Origin of the sequence: Cupriavidus nantongensis, assembly GCF_041726985.1 — a bacterium.
GTDB lineage: Bacteria > Pseudomonadota > Gammaproteobacteria > Burkholderiales > Burkholderiaceae > Cupriavidus > Cupriavidus nantongensis_A.
Genome location: NZ_CP168303.1, coordinates 1,029,104 through 1,047,403, shown reverse-complemented (window position 1 = coordinate 1,047,403; position 18,300 = coordinate 1,029,104). Strand labels below are relative to the sequence as shown.

18 protein-coding genes are annotated in these 18,300 nt (G+C 66.9%); 1 reads left to right on the top strand and 17 read right to left on the bottom strand.

Translation table 11 applies throughout. The features are described from left to right. Window positions 1–4 precede the first annotated feature (4 nt). The 13 genes from ACEI37_RS16000 to urtA form a co-directional block, all read right to left on the bottom strand. A complete protein-coding gene (locus tag ACEI37_RS16000) occupies window positions 5–697 on the bottom strand; it encodes an urease accessory protein UreF (RefSeq protein WP_373379709.1) in 693 nt (230 codons plus the stop codon). Further along, window positions 697–1,089, bottom strand: coding sequence for an endonuclease domain-containing protein (locus ACEI37_RS15995; protein ID WP_373379708.1), 393 nt, complete (start codon window positions 1,087–1,089; stop codon window positions 697–699). The genes ACEI37_RS16000 and ACEI37_RS15995 overlap by 1 nt, the downstream gene beginning before the upstream one ends. A gap of 145 nt (window positions 1,090–1,234) precedes the next feature. Continuing rightward, entirely contained in the window at window positions 1,235–1,804 is a 570-nt protein-coding gene (gene ureE / locus ACEI37_RS15990) for an urease accessory protein UreE (RefSeq protein ID WP_373379707.1), read from the bottom strand. A gap of 16 nt (window positions 1,805–1,820) precedes the next feature. After that, a complete protein-coding gene (gene ureC / locus ACEI37_RS15985) occupies window positions 1,821–3,536 on the bottom strand; it encodes an urease subunit alpha (RefSeq protein WP_373379706.1) in 1,716 nt (571 codons plus the stop codon). Further along, the gene (locus ACEI37_RS15980; RefSeq protein WP_062797820.1) at window positions 3,536–3,841 is read right to left on the bottom strand and encodes an urease subunit beta; all 306 of its coding nucleotides are present in this window, start codon (window positions 3,839–3,841) and stop codon (window positions 3,536–3,538) included. Before ACEI37_RS15980 ends, ureC begins: the two co-directional genes overlap by 1 nt. 11 nt (window positions 3,842–3,852) lie before the next feature. Continuing rightward, window positions 3,853–4,464, bottom strand: a complete 612-nt coding sequence (locus ACEI37_RS15975; RefSeq protein ID WP_373380269.1) for a HupE/UreJ family protein — start codon at window positions 4,462–4,464, stop codon at window positions 3,853–3,855. A gap of 47 nt (window positions 4,465–4,511) precedes the next feature. Next, on the bottom strand, window positions 4,512–4,814 hold the full coding sequence (locus ACEI37_RS15970; RefSeq protein ID WP_373379705.1) for an urease subunit gamma: 303 nt from the start codon (window positions 4,812–4,814) through the stop codon (window positions 4,512–4,514). A 39-nt stretch (window positions 4,815–4,853) separates the two neighbouring features. Further along, window positions 4,854–5,723 (bottom strand): urease accessory protein UreD, encoded by an 870-nt coding sequence (locus ACEI37_RS15965; protein ID WP_373379704.1) that lies wholly within the window; start codon window positions 5,721–5,723, stop codon window positions 4,854–4,856. 27 nt (window positions 5,724–5,750) lie between these two features. Next, complete coding sequence (gene urtE / locus ACEI37_RS15960; RefSeq protein WP_373379703.1) at window positions 5,751–6,443, bottom strand: urea ABC transporter ATP-binding subunit UrtE; 693 nt, start codon at window positions 6,441–6,443, stop codon at window positions 5,751–5,753. 2 nt (window positions 6,444–6,445) lie between these two features. Continuing rightward, window positions 6,446–7,294 (bottom strand): urea ABC transporter ATP-binding protein UrtD, encoded by an 849-nt coding sequence (urtD, locus tag ACEI37_RS15955; protein WP_373379702.1) that lies wholly within the window; start codon window positions 7,292–7,294, stop codon window positions 6,446–6,448. Then, window positions 7,291–8,499 (bottom strand): urea ABC transporter permease subunit UrtC, encoded by a 1,209-nt coding sequence (gene urtC, locus ACEI37_RS15950; RefSeq protein WP_373379701.1) that lies wholly within the window; start codon window positions 8,497–8,499, stop codon window positions 7,291–7,293. The genes urtD and urtC overlap by 4 nt, the downstream gene beginning before the upstream one ends. After that, window positions 8,499–10,151 carry an urea ABC transporter permease subunit UrtB gene (urtB, locus tag ACEI37_RS15945; protein ID WP_373379700.1) on the bottom strand — a complete coding sequence of 551 codons (1,653 nt, stop codon included), beginning with the start codon at window positions 10,149–10,151 and terminating at the stop codon, window positions 8,499–8,501. Before urtB ends, urtC begins: the two co-directional genes overlap by 1 nt. Before the next feature lie 98 nt (window positions 10,152–10,249). Next, window positions 10,250–11,506: an urea ABC transporter substrate-binding protein gene (urtA, locus tag ACEI37_RS15940; protein ID WP_373379699.1), complete on the bottom strand. Its 1,257-nt coding sequence runs from the start codon at window positions 11,504–11,506 to the stop codon at window positions 10,250–10,252. A gap of 454 nt (window positions 11,507–11,960) precedes the next feature. Here urtA and ACEI37_RS15935 point away from each other — a divergent pair, with 454 nt between their 5' ends. Further along, complete coding sequence (locus tag ACEI37_RS15935; RefSeq protein WP_373379698.1) at window positions 11,961–14,021, top strand: gamma-glutamyltransferase family protein; 2,061 nt, start codon at window positions 11,961–11,963, stop codon at window positions 14,019–14,021. A gap of 67 nt (window positions 14,022–14,088) precedes the next feature. Here the strand turns inward: ACEI37_RS15935 and cyoD are convergent, their stop codons facing one another. Genes cyoD through cyoA form a run of 4 tightly spaced genes read right to left on the bottom strand, consistent with a single transcriptional unit; the run spans window position 14,089 to window position 18,057 of the window. Beyond that, on the bottom strand, window positions 14,089–14,457 hold the full coding sequence (gene cyoD, locus ACEI37_RS15930) for a cytochrome o ubiquinol oxidase subunit IV (protein WP_012352352.1): 369 nt from the start codon (window positions 14,455–14,457) through the stop codon (window positions 14,089–14,091). Then, entirely contained in the window at window positions 14,457–15,101 is a 645-nt protein-coding gene (cyoC, locus tag ACEI37_RS15925) for a cytochrome o ubiquinol oxidase subunit III (RefSeq protein WP_373379697.1), read from the bottom strand. The genes cyoD and cyoC overlap by 1 nt, the downstream gene beginning before the upstream one ends. A 5-nt stretch (window positions 15,102–15,106) precedes the next feature. After that, window positions 15,107–17,080 carry a cytochrome o ubiquinol oxidase subunit I gene (gene cyoB / locus ACEI37_RS15920; protein ID WP_373379696.1) on the bottom strand — a complete coding sequence of 658 codons (1,974 nt, stop codon included), beginning with the start codon at window positions 17,078–17,080 and terminating at the stop codon, window positions 15,107–15,109. Between the two features lie 14 nt (window positions 17,081–17,094). Beyond that, window positions 17,095–18,057 (bottom strand): ubiquinol oxidase subunit II, encoded by a 963-nt coding sequence (cyoA, locus tag ACEI37_RS15915; protein ID WP_373379695.1) that lies wholly within the window; start codon window positions 18,055–18,057, stop codon window positions 17,095–17,097. Window positions 18,058–18,300: the final 243 nt, after the last annotated feature.

The window sequence follows — 18,300 nt, the reverse complement described above, 5'->3', positions numbered from 1 at the left end:
CGGTTCAGGATCGGAACAGCCGGGAGTACTGCGTTTCGTGGCGTGCGCACAGCAGTCCCAGCATCGGGGAAAACGTCGACAGTTGCGGCGGCGTGGCGGCGGCGCGGCGGGCGGCTTCGTCGACGGCATCGAGCACGGCGCCATGCAGGCGCCGCAGCATATGCTGCCCCGCCACCTGCCCCAGCGGCACCGCCTTGATCGCCGCGGCCACCTGGTTTTCGGCCCAGTTGAAGCAATAGGCCGCCAGGCCATCGCGCGCACCGATCTGCAGCGCCACGCAGGCGGCGGTGAATGCGGTCGGCAGGCACACGGGCGACAGCGTGGCCAGCGTGTCGCGCAACCCCGGCGTGCCCCACTCCATCTGCGCGATCAGCCGGGCCAGCGACCAGCCCATCTGCTCGGTCTCCAGCCGCAACTCGGAGGTCTCGCGGGTGGCGTGGAACCAGTCGTTCCAGGTCCGCACCTGCGCGGCGTCGCCCGCCTGCCAGTGGCGATGCAACAGCAGCCACAACGGCGCCTCGCATTGCGCCTGCACATGCCGCAGGTTGTCGTGAATCCAGCGCTCGGCGCTCGGGGCGTCATGCACGCTGCCGCATTCGATCGCGGCCTCGAGGCCTTGCGAATAGCTGAAGCCGCCGATGGGCAAGGCGGGGGATGCGAGGTGCAGCAGGGAGATGAGTTGGTGGAGGTGGGTCATCACACGACGCCTCGCATGGCGATGGTTTGCTCCCGTCGCCCGCTTGCGGGAGAGGGGTCGGGGGAGAGGGCCGGAGCATCCACGAGCCCCAACTCCAACAACACCTCGCGTACTTTTTCTAGTACTGCCACCGTATTTCCCAATACATCATGGTTCCAAAACCGCAACACACGATATCCCTCGCGATGGAACCAGACATCTCGTGTCGCATCAGCCTCTGAGCCATGCTGGCCGCCATCCACTTCGATGACCAATTTGAATGCGATGCAGACGAAATCCGCGACATAAGGCCCGCACTGCTGTTGACGCTTGAATTTCAACCCCAGAAATCGGTGGGCACGGAAGTGGTACCAAAGACGTTGCTCCGCCTTGGTCTGATTGGAGCGGAGCATGCGGACGAATGTTGGTGCTGGCAGGCGCTGGCCCTCTCCCCCATCCCCTCTCCCGCAAGCGGGAGAGGGGAGCGCGGTGTCGGTATTGGTAAGGTTCTCAGCCAGATTCACAATCGCGCCTTCATGTCTTAAGCATCATTGGCATTCAATGCTTATGCAGGCAGTCTGCATCGTCAACATGATGCACGCCGCCATGCCCATGATGCTCATGAAACACAGCCTGCGCCGCAGCATAATCCTCCGCGAACGTCGCATCATGCCCGTGCTTGTGTCCGCCGCCATAGGCCCCCGCCTCCGGCTCGAAAGGCAGTTCGGCGCGTTCCACCTGCACGCCCAGCCGCCGCAGCATGTCGGCCAGCACCGCGTCATATTCGAGCCGCAGGTAGTCGCGCCCGATCTCCACCGGCGTGTGGCGGTTGCCGAGGTGGTAGGCCGCGCGCATCAGCGCGTGCGGGTCTTGCGCGCGCACTTCCAGCACGGATTCGGCGGCGGCCTGTACCTCGATGAAACTGCCGTCCTCCGCCACCAGCAGGTCGCCGCCGCGCAGCACGGTGCCGCGCGGCAGGAACAGCGCGGCGTCGGTGCCGTTGTCGAGCACGGCGCGCAGCCGGCTCTTGCTGCGGTCGGCGAATGGCAGCACCAGCTTGGGTGCGCGGCGTACCAGCACGCTGGCGATGCCGTGCGGGGCGGTCAGGTGTTTATCGATCTTCAGCATGGCAATTGCGCACCCATCAAAACAGGAAATAGCGCTGCGCCATCGGCAGCTCGGTGGCGGGCTCGCAGGTCAGCAGCTGGCCGTCCGCAACCACCTGGTAGGTCTCGGGATCGACCGTGACATGCGGTTGCCAGTCGTTGTGGACCATGTCGCGCTTGCTGACGGTGCGGGTGCCGCGCACCGCGGCAAGGGTCTTGGCGAGACCGTAGCGTTCGCCGATGCCGGCCGCCAGCGCCGCCTGCGAGACAAAGGTCAGCGAGGAGCGATGCAGCGCGCCGCCGGCTGAGGCAAACATGGGCCGGTAGTGCACCGGCTGCGGCGTCGGGATCGAGGCGTTGGGATCGCCCATCGCGGCCGCGGCGATCATGCCGCCCTTCAGGATCAGGCTGGGCTTGACGCCGAAGAACGCGGGCCGCCACAGCACCAGGTCGGCCCACTTGCCGACTTCGACCGAGCCCACTTCATGCGCGATGCCGTGGGTCAGCGCCGGGTTGATGGTGTACTTGGCGACATAGCGCCGCACGCGGAAGTTGTCGTGCCCGCCGCGCGCATCGTGCGGATCGCCGGGCAGCTTGCCGCGCTGCGCCGCCATCTTGTGCGCGGTCTGCCAGGTTCGGATGATCACTTCGCCGACGCGCCCCATCGCCTGCGAATCGCTCGAGATCATCGAGAACGCGCCGAGGTCGTGCAGGATGTCCTCGGCGGCGATGGTCTCGCGGCGAATGCGGCTTTCGGCGAAGGCGATGTCCTCGGCGATCGACGGGTCCAGGTGGTGGCACACCATCAGCATGTCGAGATGCTCGTCCAGCGTGTTGACGGTGTACGGGCGCGTCGGGTTGGTCGACGACGGCAGCACGTTGGCCTCGCCGCACACCTTGATGATGTCCGGCGCATGGCCGCCGCCGGCGCCTTCGGTGTGATAGGTATGGATGGTGCGGCCCTTGAATGCGGCGATGGTCGCCTCGACGAAACCGGCCTCGTTGAGCGTATCGGTGTGGATCGCCACCTGGGTGTCGGTCGCGTCGGCCACCGACAGGCAGGTGTCGATCGCCGCCGGCGTGGTGCCCCAGTCTTCATGCAGCTTCAGGCCGATGGCGCCGGCTTGCACCTGTTCCAGAATCGGCCCCGGCTGGCTGGCGTTGCCCTTGCCCAGCAGGCCGATATTCATCGGGTAGGCGTCGGCTGCCTGCAGCATGCGCTCCATGTACCACGGCCCCGGCGTCACGGTGGTGGCGAAGGTGCCGGTGGCGGGCCCGGTGCCGCCGCCGATCATGGTGGTGACGCCGCTCATCAGCGCCTCGTCGATCTGCTGCGGACAGATGAAATGGATATGGCTGTCGATGCCCCCTGCGGTGACGATCATGCCCTCGGCCGCGATCACTTCGGTGCCCGGCCCGACCACGATGGTGACGCCGGGCTGGATGTCGGGATTGCCGGCCTTGCCGATCGCCGCGATGCGCCCGTGCTTGAGCCCGATATCGGCCTTGACGATGCCCCAGTGGTCGACGATCAGCGCATTGGTGATCACCGTGTCGACACAGTCCTTCGCCATGCGCTGGCTCTGTCCCATGCCGTCGCGGATCACCTTGCCGCCGCCGAACTTCACTTCCTCGCCATAGATGGTGAAGTCCTTCTCGACTTCGATGACCAGCCCGGTATCGGCCAGCCGCAGGCGGTCGCCGGTGGTGGGGCCGAACATCTCGGCATAGGCCTGCCTGGAGATCGATGCCATCACAGCGCTCCCATGATCTTGCCGTTGAAGCCGTAGACGATGCGGTCGCCCGCCAGCGCCACCAGTTCCACGGTGCGGGTCTGCCCGGGCTCGAACCGCACCGCGGTGCCCGCGGCGATGTTCAGGCGAAAACCGCGCGCGGCCTCGCGCTCGAACGCCAGTGCCGCGTTGGTTTCGTAGAAATGGAAGTGCGAGCCGACCTGGATCGGCCGGTCGCCGGTATTGGCCACCGTCACGCTGACGGTGGCGCGGCCGACATTGAGCGCGATCTCGCCGTCGGCGGGCATCAGTTCACCGGGGATCATGGCGGTCCTCCTCAGGCCACCAGCAGGCCGGCGCCGTACAGCGCCACGCCCGCTCCGGCCGCGCGCGCGAGCCAGCCGGCGCGGCGGCGCAGCAACGTGCCGGCGCCGATGCCCAGCAGGTGCAGCGCCATGGTGGCCGCGCCAAACCCGCCCACGTAGGCCAGCACCGCCGGCAGCGCTCCCGCGCTGGCGGGCAGTTCCGCGCCGTGCGCATAGCCATGGAACACGGCAAAGCCGCCCACCAGCAGCGTGCCGGCCCACGCCGGCAGCTGTGCGCGCAATGCCAGCAGCAAGCCGATCACCAGCAGCGAGGCCGCGATCATCGGCTCCACCGCCGGCAGCGCCATGCCAGCGAGGCCGAGCGCGGCACCCACCAGCATCAAGCCCACGAAGGCCAGCGGCAGGCGCAGCGTAGCGGCGGCGGAGCGCGCCACCAGTGCGCTCCATACGCCCACCGCGGCCATCGCCAGCAGGTGGTCGGCGCCGGTGAACGGATGCGTCAGGCCGGCCCACAGGCTGGCGCCGACGGTGGCGGCATCGTGGCCGGGGTGCGCCAGCGCGGCGCCGGCGGCAACGGTCAGGAAAGCGCCCAGGGCAAGGCGCGGGCAAGCGGTACGGGTCATCGTAGTCATCGGATTGGCGCCATGTTGGCTTCGGTGGTCAATGCGTTTCAGACAATGGGATGGTGCACGGTGACCAGCTTGGTACCGTCCGGGAAGGTCGCCTCGACCTGGATCTCGGGGATCATCTCGGCCACGCCGTCCATCACGTCCTCGCGCTGCAGCACGGTGGTACCCGCGTGCATCAGCTCGGCTACGGTACGGCCGTCGCGCGCGCCTTCCATGATGGCGGCAGTGATCAGCGCCACCGCTTCCGGGTAGTTCAGCTTCAGGCCGCGGGCCTTGCGCCGCTCGGCCAGCAGCGCGGCGGTGAAGATCAGCAGCTTGTCTTTCTCTCGCGGCGTCAGTTCCATCTTTCGTTCCTGTTTGGTGTTCGATTGCGTCGTGGCGGGCTACGTCGCCCACAGCCGCAGCGGTTGCGCCGCGACGCCATGGAGCGGCATGCGCAGTGCCTGCCAGGTGTCGGTCATGACCTGGCGCACCGCTTCCATCTGCCGCCCCAGCACGCGCAGCAGCAGCATCGACTGGCCGTTGGCGGCGAGGCAGGTCACGCCGGCGCGCAACGCCGGCGTATAGGGCAGCCGCTCGGCCAGCGTTTCGGCAAGGTCTTGCGTGGCGCCTGCGCCGAGGGCCCACAACGTGCCCAGCACGTTCAGCCCGTCCAGCCCGGGCACGGCATGGCGCAGCGGCGATGCCGCCTCGATCTGCGCTTGTTCGATCCACAGCGCGCGCCCGCCGGCGCCGATGCGCGTATCCAGCCACAGCGCGCCGCGCGCCCACTGCTCGCCCGATGCCTGGCGGCCGAGCACCACGGCATCCCAGCCGATCGCGCTGCCGCCCGGCGCGACCTCAAGCACGGTGGAAATCCGCGCGCGCGCGTCGTCGAAGACGATGTTCTCCTGCGGCAGCCAGTCCAGCCGCGCGCCCTCGCCCACCGCCAGCCGCACCCGCTGGACCGCGTCGCGGCCGAGCGACTTGTACCACTTGGTGGCGCCCGGCGTGGCCAGCACTGCATGCGCTCCGGCCTCCACCGTCACGTCGATCTCCAGGCTGTCGCCGCCGGCCACCCCGGCCGGGGGATGCAGGATCACCGCGTGGCAGATGCCCCCTTCCGGGTACAGCGCCTTCTGCACCAGCAGCGGACCCTGGTGCCGCCGCCCGGTCAGCGCGGTACGCTCGCCGCGCCGCGCAAAGCGCAGCTGCAGCGTGGCCTGCCAGGCCGCCGGCATGGCGAGAGACGAAGGGAAATCGGGATGGCGCATGGCTGGCGAAGGGGACTTGCGCGCGTACTACACGGCGATCAGCTCGCGCACGCCGTCCTGCTCCATGCTGGCGCCGGCGCCGCGCGCCACCACTTCGCCGCGGCTCATCACCACATAGTGGTCGGCAATGTGCCGCGCGAATTCGTAGTACTGCTCGACTAGCAGCACCGTCATGCCGAACTCGTCGACCAGCAGCCGCAATGCGCGGCCGATGTCCTGGATGATCGAGGGCTGGATGCCTTCGGTCGGCTCATCGAGGATCAGCAGTTGCGGCTCGCTCATCAGCGCGCGGCCGATCGCCAGTTGCTGCTGCTGGCCGCCGGACAGGTCGCCGCCGCGGCGCAGCCGCATGGTGCGCAGCACCGGGAACAGCTGGTAGATACGCTCCGGCACGCCCGCCGGCCGCGCGCGGCTGGCAGCGCCGATCAGCAGGTTCTCCTCGACCGTCAGCCGCGGGAAAATCTCGCGCCCCTGCGGCACATAGGCCAGGCCGGCCGCGACGCGCTCGTACGGTGCCTTCTTCTCCAGCGGCTTGCCGTCCCAGTGGATGCTGCCGCTGCGCGTCGGCACCACGCCCATCAGGCATTTCAGCAGCGTGCTCTTGCCGACGCCGTTGCGGCCCAGCAGCGTGGTCAGCTTGCCCGCCGGCACCTCGAAGCTGACGTTGCGCAGGATATGGCTGCCGCCGTAGTACTGGTTCAGTGCATGGACCTGCAGCATGCCTATCTCCCCAGGTAAGATTCGATCACGCGTTCGTCGCGCTTGACGCTGTCGAGCGTGCCTTCGGCCAGCACGCTGCCCTCGGCCAGCACCGTGACCTTGCCGGCGGCGCCCGCCAACGCGGCGACGAACTCCATGTCGTGCTCCACCACCATCATCGAGCAGCTGCCGCGCAGGCCATTGAGCAGGCTTGCGAGCTGCATGGTCTCTTCATCGGTCATGCCGGCGACGGGCTCGTCGAGCAACAGCAACTGCGGCTGCTGCATCAGCAGCATGCCGATCTCCAGCCGCTGCTTCTGCCCGTGCGACAGCAGCCCGGCGGGCTGGTAGGCCTCGGCCTCGAGGCCGGTCAGCGCGAGCGTCTCCTCGATGCGGCGATGCCCGGCCGCGGTCAGCCGCGCGCGCAGCGACGACCACCAGCGCTTGTCCGCCTTCATGGCAAGCTCCAGGTTTTCCCACACCGCGTGCTGCTCGAACACGGTCGGCTTCTGGAACTTGCGGCCGATGCCCACCTGCGCGATGCGCGGCTCGGTCATCCGCATCAGGTCGATGGTCTGGCCGAGGAACACGCGCCCGCTGACATTGGCGTTGCGCGGCCCGGTCTTGCCGGTGATGACATCCATCATGGTGGTCTTGCCGGCACCGTTGGGGCCGATCACGCAGCGCAGTTCGCCGTGGTCGATCGACAGGTTCAGCTTGTTCAGCGCGCGGAAGCCGTCGAACTGCACGGTCACGTCTTCCAGGTAAAGGATCGGGCCGTGCGACACGTCGATGGTGCCCGGCTCGACGATGCGGCCCAGGCCGGTGGCATCGCCGCTTTCGGCCTGGCCGTGTTCGAGTGCGGCGTTCATGCTTCACCTCCGCTGCGGCCGGCAACCGCTGGCGTGGAAACCGGTTCCGGCGCGGCTGGTGCGGCAACGCGTGCGCGGCGCTCGCGCCAGCGCTGCCACAGGCCGGTCACGCCGTCGGGCAGGTACAGCGTCACCAGCACGAACATCGCGCCCAGCAGGAACAGCCAGTACTCGGCGAAGTGCGCGGTGAACAGCGTCTTGGCGCCATTGACCAGGAACGCGCCGATCACCGGCCCGACCAGCGTGCCGCGCCCGCCCACGGCCACCCACACCGCCATCTCGATCGAATTGCCGGGCGACATCTCGCCCGGGTTGATGATGCCGACCTGCGGCACGTACAGCGCGCCGGCGATGCCGCACAGCACCGCCGAGAAGGTCCACACGAAGAGCTTGTAGCCGAGCGGGTTATAGCCCGAGAACATCACGCGCGTCTCGGCATCGCGCACCGCCGTGACCACGCGGCCGAGCTTCGAGGTGACGATGTAGCGGCAGGCGATGAAACCCGCCAACAGCGCCAGGAAGGTCAGCACGAACAGCGCCGTGCGCGTCTGCGGCGCGGCGATGGCAAAGCCGGCGATGCGCTTGAAGTCGGTAAAGCCGTTGTTGCCGCCGAAGCCGGTCTCGTTGCGGAAGAACAGCAGCATCGCCGCATACGTCATCGCCTGCGTGATGATCGACAGGTACACGCCCTTGATGCGCGAGCGGAAGGCAAAGAAGCCGAACAGCCACGCCAGCACGCCCGGCACCAGCACCACCAGCAGCAGTGCATAGCCGAGGTGATCGGTGCCATGCCAGAACCACGGCAGCTCCTTCCAGTCGAGGAACACCATGAAATCCGGCAGGTCGCTCTTGTAGACGCCTTCGCGCCCGATCGAACGCATCAGGTACATGCCCATGGCATAGCCGCCCAGCGCGAAGAACAGCCCATGGCCGAGGCTGAGGATGCCGCAGTAGCCCCACACCAGGTCGAGTGCGATCGCCGCCAGCGCAAAGCACATGATCTTGCCGACCAGCGTCAGCGCATAGGCCGACAGGTGCAGCGGATGGCCCTCCGGCAGCAGCAGCGCGCACACCGGCACGCCGATGCCGACGATCACGGTCAGCGCCAGCAGCGCCATCCAGCCGCGCGGCGAGAACAGCGACTGGCGTTCGGGCACGGCCAGCCGGAACGGTGCCGCGGAAGAGTTCGATTGAAGTCGCTGCATCATGCCTCCGCGCTGCGCCCCTTGAGCGCGAACAGTCCCTGCGGCCGCTTCTGGATAAACAGCACGATCAGCACCAGGACCAGGATCTTGGCCAGCACCGCGCCATAGAAGGGTTCGATGAACTTGTTGAGGATGCCCAGCCCGAAGGCACCGACGATGGTGCCGGCGAGCTGCCCCACCCCGCCCAGCACCACCACCATGAACGAATCGATGATGTAGGCCTGGCCCAGGTCCGGACCGACATTGCCGATCTGCGACAGCGCGCAGCCGCCGAGCCCGGCGATGCCGGCACCGAAGGCAAAGGCGTAGCTGTCGACCTGCCAGGTGCGCACGCCCACGCACGCGGCCATAGTGCGGTTCTGCGTGGTAGCGCGCACGAACAGGCCCAGCCGCGTGCGGTTGAGAACCGCCCACGCCACCGCCACCACCGCCAGCGCGAACACGACGATGACCACGCGGTTGTATGGGATCACCAGCCCCGGCAGCCATTCGAAGCCGCCGCTCATCCATGCGGGATTGGACACTTCCACGTTCTGCGCGCCGAACAGCGTGCGCACCGCCTGCATCAGCAGCAGGCTCACGCCGAAGGTGGCCAGCAGCGTTTCCAGCGGACGGCCGTACAGGTGGCGCAGCACCAGCCGTTCCAGCACGAAGCCCACCACCGCGGCAGCCAGGAACGAAGCGGGCAGCGCCGCGGGCAGATACCAGTCGAGCGCGCCCGGCGCATAGGCGCGGAACAGCGACTGCACCACATACGTGGCATAGGCGCCGATCATCAGGAATTCGCCGTGCGCCATGTTGATCACGCCGATCAGGCCATAGGTGATGGCCAGGCCGAGCGCGGCCAGCAGCAGCACGCTGCCCAGGCTCAGCCCGGCGAACAGGTTGCCGATCACTTCGGCGCGGCGCTGGTCGCCCTGCAGCGTGTCCAGCGCCTGCTGCGCGGCCAGCCGCACGCTGCCGTCGGGCTCGCGGTAGCGGCCGGCGCTGTCGCGCTCCACCAGAGGCGCCAGTTTCTGGCGGCTCTGCGGGTTGCTGTCCCTGGCCAGGATGCGGATGGCTTCGAGCCGCGCCTCGCGGGTGGCAAGAGCGTCGGAAGCGGACGAATCGGCCAGCACCAGGTTGGCCCAGATCACGTCCAGGCTGGCGCGCAGGCCGGCATCGGCCTCGGTCTTGCGCGCGGCCTCCACCGCCGCCAGCGACGCGCTTTCCGGCTGGTCGCGCAGCGTGGCCACCGCCTGCGCGCGCACCGCGATGTCGGGCGACTGCAGCAGCAGGCTGCTGGCGGCGCTGTCGACCAGCGCGCGCAGGCTGTTGTTCAGGGTCAGCGCTTCAAGTTCGTCGGCCTTGACCGCGACCGGCTTGCCGGTGATCGCATCGACCAGCTTGTCGCCGTCCTGGCGCACCATGCCGATCGATGGTGCGTATTGCAGGGTGTCGTCCTGCAGCGCTTTCAGGATCGGGGCGGCTGCGGCTGGCCCTGCCTTGGCCAGCGCGGCGAGCGCCGCGGTCTTGGCGTCGAAGTCGTCTTCGGCCAGCGGCTTCAGGTCGGCCTGCGTCAGCGCGCTGGCCCAAGGCGCCGCGGCCAGCAGCAGCGCTGCCAGCAAGGCGCGCAGCCAGGGCTTGGCGGGAAAGAAGAGTGGGATGCGCATAAGGGCTTGCGATGGGCAAGAATGAAACGAGCCGCTGGTTTGCTCCCCTCTCCCGCAAGCGGGAGAGGGGAGCCGCGTGGTGGCAGGCAAACAAGCCCTTACATCGCCTTGTCCGGCTTCCCTTCATTGCCCGCGATAAACGGGCTCCACGGCTGCGCGCGCACCGCCTTCGGGGTCTTCCACACCACCGCGAACTGGCCGTCGCCCTTGACCTCGCCGATCATCACCGGCTTGTACAGGTGGTGGTTCTCGCCCATGGTCAGCGTGAAGCCGTCCGGCGCCTTGAAGGTCTGGCCGTACATGGCCGCGCGCACCTTGGCGGTGTCGGTGCTGCCGGCCTTCTTCACCGCCTGCGCCCACATGTGGATGCCGACGTAGGTAGCTTCCATCGGGTCGTTGGTCACGCGCTTGTCGCCGCCGGGCAGGTTGTTGGCCTTGACCCACGCCGCCCACTGCTTGCGGAAGGCGTCGTTCTCGGGGTTCTTGACCGACATGAAGTAGTTCCACGCCGCCAGGTGGCCCACCAGCGGCTTGGTGTCGATGCCGCGCAGCTCTTCTTCGCCGACCGAGAACGCCACCACGGGCACGTCCTTGGCCTTGAGCCCGGCGTTGCCCAGCTCCTTGTAGAACGGCACGTTGGAATCGCCGTTGATGGTGGAGATCACCGCGGTCTTGCCACCCTGCGAGAACTTCTTGATATTGGCAACGATGGTCTGGTAGTCGCTGTGGCCAAACGGGGTGTAGACCTCTTCGATATCCTTGTCGGCTACGCCCTTGCTCTTCAGGAACGCGCGCAGGATCTTGTTGGTGGTGCGCGGGTAGACGTAGTCGGTGCCGAGCAAGAAGAAGCGCTTGGCGCCGCCGCCCTCCTTGCTCATCAGGTATTCGACCGCGGGGATGGCCTGCTGATTGGGCGCCGCGCCGGTGTAGAAGACGTTCTTCGACATCTCCTCGCCTTCATACTGCACCGGGTAGAACAGCAGGGAGTTGAGCTCTTCGTAGACCGGCAGCACCGACTTGCGCGACACCGAGGTCCAGCAGCCGAAGGTCACCGCCACCTTGTCCTTGCTGACCAGCTGGCGCGCCTTCTCGGCGAACAGCGGCCAGTTCGAGGCCGGATCCACTACCACCGGTTCCAGCTTGCGCCCGAGCACGCCGCCGCTCTTGTTGATCTCGTCGATGGTCATCAGGGCAACGTCCTTCAGCGACGTTTCCGAGATCGCCATGGTGCCGGACAGCGAATGCAGGATGCCGATCTTGATCGGCTCCTTGGACTGCGCCAGCGCCAGCGGGCTGGTACCGATCATCGCCGCGGCGGCTATCGCCGACAGCTTCAGCATGTCACGTCGTTGCATTTGCAGCTCCCGTTTATGGTGTTGGTCAGGGACTACGCTCCCCGGGGGGATGCATCTGCAACTAGCGTGCCACGGCGATATCGCGCGCGTGGCGCGGCTACAGGCGGTGCGCGGGGCCGGAGGCCGGCTGCGGGACACGTGCGCACCATCGCCGTGCAGCGAATCAGCGCACTGCGACAGTGCGTGCCAGCCCCAGCGTCCGATCCCGGTGCATGGCGCACGTTGCCGGAACCGACTTGCGCCACCGTGGCGCCATTGGCAAGCGCTGGCGTGCCAGCGCACCGGTCAGCGTCGATTAAGCAGGCGCTTAAACCCGGATTCGAATGCATGTAAATCCGTACATTCAATGATTAAGGCCGAGGCGCCGCGGCACTACGGTGAAAGATGGCCGCGGTCCCGCCTGACGACCCCGGCCATGGCATTTCCCGGACCCACACAAAAGGAAGGAGAAACCATGCCGTACGCTGCCGATCCCCAAGCATCCCCCGCCGAGCCGCAGCCGCAGCGGCGCGCCACCCCGTACTGGCGCCCGCGTCGCGGCAAGCTGGCGCTGGCGGCACTGGCGCTGACCCTGGGCGCCTGCGGCGGCGGCGACGATCCCCCGCCTCCGCCTCCGCCACCGCCCCCGCCGGTCACGCCCACCGCCGGCTGCGAGCTCGACGGCAGCACCGGCGGCCAGGCCGTGGTACTGCCGGGCGATCCCAACGCGCCGGAGCAGGCGACCGGCTATGCGCCCAAGGTCACGGTCTACAGCAAGACCTATATGGCGGTGACCAACAACCCGGTCTCGACCAAGGCGGCATGCGACGTGCTGAAGGCCGGCGGCACCGCGATCGACGCCGCGGTGGCGGCGCAGATGGTGCTGAACCTGGTCGAGCCGCAATCGTCCGGCATCGGCGGCGGCGCCTTTATCCTGCATTACGACGCAACGACCCGGCAGCTCACCGCCTACGACGGCCGCGAGACCGCGCCGGCCGCCGCAGACGAGAACTACCTGCGCTGGAAGTCGGCGGCCGACCAGACCGCGCCCCTGCCCAATGCGCAGCGCAGCGGCCGCTCCATCGGCACCCCGGGCACGCTGCGCGTGCTCGAGCTGGCCCACCGCGACTACGGCAAGACCGCCTGGAAGGAACTGTTCGCGCCGGCGATCAAGCTGGCCACCGACGGCTTCGCGATCCCGCCGCGCATGGCCGCCGCGATCTCCGACAGCGCCACCGTCGCCAATATCAAGCGCGACCCGGAAATGGCCGCCTACTTCCTGAATCCCGACGGCACCCCGCGCGCAGTCAACACCATGCTGCGCAACCCCGCGCTGGCGACGGTCTTCAGCGCGGTCGCCGCGGACGGCGCCGACGCCTTCTACAAGAACGGGCCGATCGCCCAGGCCATCGTCGCCAAGATCCAGACCACCTACGACGGCAATACCACGCCGGGCGTGACCACGCTCGACGACCTGGCCAACTACCAGGCCAAGAAGCGCACGCCGGTGTGCACCACCTACCGGCAGTACGAGGTGTGCGGCATGCCGCCGCCATCGTCGGGCGGGATCGCGGTGGCGCAGATCCTGGGCATCGTCGAGAACTTCGACATGGCGGCGCACAAGCCCACGCTGGTCGACCAGAACGGCGGCCGGCCGAGCGTGCTGGGCGCGCACCTGATGGGCGAGGCCGGGCACCTGGCCTATGCCGACCGCAACAAGTACGTGGCCGACACCGACTTCATTCCGTTGCCCGGCGGCACCTGGGACACCATGCTGAACAAGCCCTACCTGAGCCTGCGCGCCAGCCTGATCAGCACCACCGGCTCGATGGTCACGCCGGTGGCGGCGGGCAACCTCGGCGAGGTGCCACTGGCGCCGTCAATGGTGGAGGAGCGCGGCACCACGCACCTGTCGCTGCATGACAAGTACGGCAACGTGGTGGCGATGACCACCACCATCGAGGCCGGCCTGGGCTCGTACCACATGACCAACGGCTTCCTGCTCAACAACGAGCTGACCGACTTCAATGCCGATCCCGCGCCGGGCGGCGTGCCGGTGGCCAACCGGCTGCAGCCGGGCAAGCGCCCGCGCAGCTCGATGGCGCCCACGGTGGTGTTCAAGCGCAACAGCGACGGCTCGCGCGGCGACTTCTACATGACCACCGGCTCGCCGGGCGGCGCCACCATCATCCAGTTCGTCGCCAAGACCCTGGTGGCTTCGCTGGACTGGGGCCTGGATGCGCAGCAGGCGGTGTCGATGATCGACTTCGGCGGCTCCAATGGCGCCGGCTCTGCCATGATCGTCGGCGGCGAGCATCCCAACGTCGACACCAGCACGCCGGCCGGCGGCCTGCCGGGCGACAACGACCCGCTGGTCAAGGGCCTGCGCAATCTCGGCCACACCGTCAACACCGCGGCGCAGTCGAGCGGGCTGAGCGCCATCATCCGCACCACCATCGGCGGCTCGGCGGTGCTGGTGGGTGGCGCCGACCCACGGCGCGAGGGCGTGGTGCTGGGGGATACGTTCAAGCCCTGACGTGCTAGCTGAAAAGAAAAAAGGGGCCCCGCGGGGCCCCTTCTTTTCGATGCCAGGACGCCGGTCCTTACATCACCATCATGTTGGCGTTCAGGTTGTGCATGATCCACAGCGAACCCGCCACCACGATCACCAGGATCAGCGCCGTGAACAGCAGCGCAATCACGTTGCTGCGCTGTTCGGACGACGAGTCCAGGTGCAGGAAGTACTTCAGGTGCACGATCATCTGGACCACGGCCATGCCGAGGATGGTCCACAGGATGGTGCCCTTGTCCATGGTCCCGTCCATCACGATCTTGAACGGGATCACGGTCAGGATCACAGCCAGAATAAAGCCGATCGCGTAGCCCTTGAAGCTGGCGTGGCCGCCAGCGTGGCTGTCGTGTGCGTGCGAGTCGTGGGCGCCGTGCGCCGCCGGTGCGTTGTGTTGTGCCATCACAGATGTCCCATCAGGTAGACCACGGTAAACACGCCGATCCAGACTACGTCCAGGAAGTGCCAGAACAGCGACAGGCACATCAGGCGCTTGGTCAGCGTCGGGGTGATGCCCTTCTTGCCGAGCTGCCACATCAGCACGATCATCCACAGCATGCCGCTGGCGACGTGCAGGCCGTGGGTGCCGACCAGCGTGAAGAACGACGACAGGAATGCGCTGCGGCCCGGGCCGGCGCCTTCGGCGATCAGGTGATGGAACTCGTTGATTTCCATCGCCATGAACGCCAGGCCCAGCAGGAAGGTGATGCCGAGCCAGGTCTGCACGTGCTTGAGGCTGCGGTTCTGCAGCGAGATCATCGCCATGCCGTACGTGATCGAGGAGAACAGCAGGATGAAGGTCTCCACCAGCACGTAGTTGAGCTCGAACAGCTCCTTCGCCGAAGGGCCGCCTGCCACTTCGCCGCGCAGCACGGCAAAGGCCGCGAACAGTCCGGCGAAGATGATGCAGTCGCTCATCAGGTAGATCCAGAAGCCATACACCGTATTGGCACTGGTATCGTGGTGCGCATGGTCATGGCCGTGCGCGCCGGCGTGAGCCGGGGCGCCTGCCTGCGCGGGGATGCGGTCTAGGACTTGAGTCGACATGGTTCTCAGGCTTGCGAAGCAATGCGCTGCAGATGGCGCGTTTCGATCTGCTCGACCTCGGTGGCCGGCACGTAGTAGTCGATATGGTCGTCGTTGCTGCGGTGGATGAACGCCCAGATCATGCCCACCAGGCCAACGATGGCCAGCCACCAGATATGCCAGGTCAGGGCAAAGCCGAACACCAGGCTGAAGGCGCCGATGATGAAGCCCGCGCCCGTGTTCTTGGGCATGTGGATCTTCTCGTAGCCTTCGGTCGGCAGGGTCTCGCCGCGCGCCTTCATGTCGGCGAACGCGTCCAGGTCACGCACCACCGGGGTGTGCGCGAAGTTGTAGAACGGCGGCGGCGACGAGGTGGCCCACTCCAGCGTGCGGCCGCCCCACGGGTCGCCGGTCACGTCGGCCAGCTTCTTGCGGTCGCGGATCGACACCACGATCTGCAGAACCTGGAAGAAGATGCCGAGCGCGACGAACACCACGCCCACCACGGCCAGGTACAGCCACGGCGTCCAGGCCGGGTTGTCGGTGTGGTTCAGGCGGCGGGTCATGCCCATCAGGCCCAGCACGTACAGCGGCATGAAGGCGAAGTAGAAGCCCACCAGCCAGCACCAGAACGAAGCCTTGCCCAGGCGCTCGTTCAGCTTGAAGCCGAACGCCTTCGGCCACCAGTAGGTGATGCCGGCCAGGTAGCCGAACAGCACGCCGCCGATGATCACGTTGTGGAAGTGGGCGATCAGGAACAGGCTGTTGTGCAGCACGAAGTCGGCCGCCGGCACCGCCATCAGCACGCCGGTCATGCCGCCGATCACGAAGGTGATCATGAAGCCCAGGGTCCACAGCACCGGCGAGGTCATCTGCACGCGGCCGCGGTACATGGTGAACAGCCAGTTGAAGATCTTCACCCCGGTCGGGATGGAGATGATCATGGTGGTGATGCCGAAGAACGCGTTGACGTTGGCGCCCGAGCCCATCGTGAAGAAGTGGTGCAGCCACACGATGAACGACAGCACCATGATCGCGGCGGTCGCGTACACCATGCCCTTGTAGCCGAACAGCTTCTTGCCCGAGAACGTGGCGATGACTTCAGAGAAGATGCCGAACGCCGGCAGGATCAGGATGTACACCTCGGGGTGGCCCCAGATCCAGATCAGGTTCACGTACATCATGGCGTTGCCGCCACCGTCGTTCGTGAAGAAGTGCATGCCGAGGTAGCGGTCCAGGCCCAGCAGCGCCAGGGTCACGGTCAGCACCGGGAAGGCGGCGACGATCAGCACGTTGGTGCACAGCGCGGTCCAGGTGAACACCGGCATGCGCATCAGCGTCATGCCAGGCGCGCGCATGCGCAGGATCGTGACCAGGAAGTTCACGCCGGTCAGCAAGGTGCCCAGCCCCGAGATCTGCAAGCTCCAGAGGTAATAGTCCACCCCTACGCCCGGGCTGTAGTCGATTCCCGACAGCGGCGGGTAGGCCAGCCAGCCGGTCTTGGCGAACTCACCGACGCCCAGCGAGATGTTGACCAGCATGGCGCCCGCCACGAACAGCCAGAACGACAGCGTGTTCAGGAACGGGAACGCCACGTCGCGCGCGCCGATCTGCAGCGGCACGACCAGGTTCATCAGGCCGGTCATCAGCGGCATGGCCACGAAGAAGATCATGATCACGCCGTGGGCGGTGAAGATCTGGTCGTAGTGCTCGGGCGGCAGCACGCCGGTCGCGCCGTTGGTGGCCAGCGCCAGCTGGGTGCGCATCATGACCGCGTCGGCGAAGCCGCGCAGCAGCATGATCAGCGCCACCAGGCAGTACATCACGCCGATTTTCTTGTGATCGACGGAGGTGAACCACTCGTTCCAGAGATAGCCCCACTTCTTGAAATAGGTGATCGCGCCCAGCAGCGCGGCACCGCCCAGGGCGACACCGGCCAGCACGACCATGATGATCGGCTCATGAAACGGAATCGCCGACAAACTCAACTTGCCAAACATCATTGCTCCCAGGATTACGCGCCTGCCGGCAGCGCGGCCGGCGTGGTCAAGGACAGCTGCTCTTCACCGAGGGTGTTGCGCGACGTGCAGATCGGGCCGCCCTTGAACCCGTCGGCGGCCAGTGCGGCGCCGCCGTGGCCCATGTACTTGTGCAGGATGTTGCGGAACAGCTGGTCTTCCACCTTGCCGTAGTACGCGACCGGCTCCTTCTCGCTGGGTTGCGCCAGCGTCTTGTAGCCGTCAACGCCCAGTTCGGTGGACGAGGCGCGGACCTTCGCCACCCACTGGTCGAACTCGTAGTTCGACATGGCGATGGCCTTGAACTTCATGCCCGAGAAGCCGCCGCCGCTGTAGTTGGCGGACACGCCGTCATAGCTGCCGGCTTCGTTGGCGATCAGGTGGAGCTTGGTTTCCATCCCGGCCATGGCGTACACCTGGCTGCCCAGTTGCGGGATGAAGAACGAATTCATGATCGAATCCGAGGTGATCTTGAAGTTCACCGGGGTGTCGACCGGGAAGGCGATCTGGTTGACGGTGGCGATGTTCAGTTCCGGATAGATGAACAGCCACTTCCAGTTCAGCGCCACCACTTCGACCGTGACCGGCTTCTTGCTGGATTCCAGCGGCTTGTACGGGTCCAGGTCGTGCGAGGACTTCCAGGTAATGATGCCCAGCGCAATGATGATCAGGCAGGGGATCAGCCACACCACCACCTCGATCGCGGTCGAGTGCGACCAGTCGGGTTCATAGCGTGCCGAGGTATTGCTGGCGCGGTACTTCCACGCGAACACCAGCGTCAGCACGATCACCGGCACCACCACAAGCAGCATCAGCCAGGTGGCGATCAGGATGATGCCTTTGATGTCGACGCCGACCTGCCCTTTCGGGTCGAGCAGCGTCATGTTGCAGCCGGCGAGCAGGAGCAGGCCAAGGCAAGGCAGGAACCGCGTCCACCGCGGCAGTATGGGTTTCTTCATGTCACGACTGGTTTGGTTACACCGCGCTTTGGGCAAAAGCGTGGCTAAACCGCCTGATGCTCGCGCAAGAGGCGTGGGGCTATGGGAAAACCGGAAGGACGTGTCCTTAGCTGGCGTTGCGGTCGGGCGGCGGATCTAACGCCGGAGGACCATGCGGCCTTGCAACGCCATGAACACGGAAGGACAACTGACTGCGCGCGCTGCAGGCCCTGTGGGACCTTGCCGGCGCTGCGGCACCTGATG

Bases quoted from the DNA above. Each gene is read 5' to 3' on its own strand.
- urtB (WP_373379700.1), bottom strand. From the start codon at position 10,151: ATGCGCATCCCACTCTTCTTTCCCGCCAAGCCCTGGCTGCGCGCCTTG.
- urtC (WP_373379701.1), bottom strand. From the start codon at position 8,499: ATGCAGCGACTTCAATCGAACTCTTCCGCGGCACCGTTCCGGCTGGCC.
- ACEI37_RS15970 (WP_373379705.1), bottom strand. From the start codon at position 4,814: ATGGAACTGACGCCGCGAGAGAAAGACAAGCTGCTGATCTTCACCGCC.
- urtD (WP_373379702.1), bottom strand. From the start codon at position 7,294: ATGAACGCCGCACTCGAACACGGCCAGGCCGAAAGCGGCGATGCCACC.
- ureC (WP_373379706.1), bottom strand. From the start codon at position 3,536: ATGGCATCGATCTCCAGGCAGGCCTATGCCGAGATGTTCGGCCCCACC.
- ACEI37_RS15975 (WP_373380269.1), bottom strand. From the start codon at position 4,464: ATGACCCGTACCGCTTGCCCGCGCCTTGCCCTGGGCGCTTTCCTGACC.
- cyoC (WP_373379697.1), bottom strand. From the start codon at position 15,101: ATGTCGACTCAAGTCCTAGACCGCATCCCCGCGCAGGCAGGCGCCCCG.
- ACEI37_RS15980 (WP_062797820.1), bottom strand. From the start codon at position 3,841: ATGATCCCCGGTGAACTGATGCCCGCCGACGGCGAGATCGCGCTCAAT.
- ACEI37_RS15935 (WP_373379698.1), top strand. From the start codon at position 11,961: ATGCCGTACGCTGCCGATCCCCAAGCATCCCCCGCCGAGCCGCAGCCG.
- cyoD (WP_012352352.1), bottom strand. From the start codon at position 14,457: ATGGCACAACACAACGCACCGGCGGCGCACGGCGCCCACGACTCGCAC.
- ACEI37_RS15995 (WP_373379708.1), bottom strand. From the start codon at position 1,089: ATGCTCCGCTCCAATCAGACCAAGGCGGAGCAACGTCTTTGGTACCAC.
- urtE (WP_373379703.1), bottom strand. From the start codon at position 6,443: ATGCTGCAGGTCCATGCACTGAACCAGTACTACGGCGGCAGCCATATC.
- cyoB (WP_373379696.1), bottom strand. From the start codon at position 17,080: ATGTTTGGCAAGTTGAGTTTGTCGGCGATTCCGTTTCATGAGCCGATC.
- ACEI37_RS16000 (WP_373379709.1), bottom strand. From the start codon at position 697: ATGACCCACCTCCACCAACTCATCTCCCTGCTGCACCTCGCATCCCCC.
- urtA (WP_373379699.1), bottom strand. From the start codon at position 11,506: ATGCAACGACGTGACATGCTGAAGCTGTCGGCGATAGCCGCCGCGGCG.
- ACEI37_RS15965 (WP_373379704.1), bottom strand. From the start codon at position 5,723: ATGCGCCATCCCGATTTCCCTTCGTCTCTCGCCATGCCGGCGGCCTGG.
- cyoA (WP_373379695.1), bottom strand. From the start codon at position 18,057: ATGAAGAAACCCATACTGCCGCGGTGGACGCGGTTCCTGCCTTGCCTT.
- ureE (WP_373379707.1), bottom strand. From the start codon at position 1,804: ATGCTGAAGATCGATAAACACCTGACCGCCCCGCACGGCATCGCCAGC.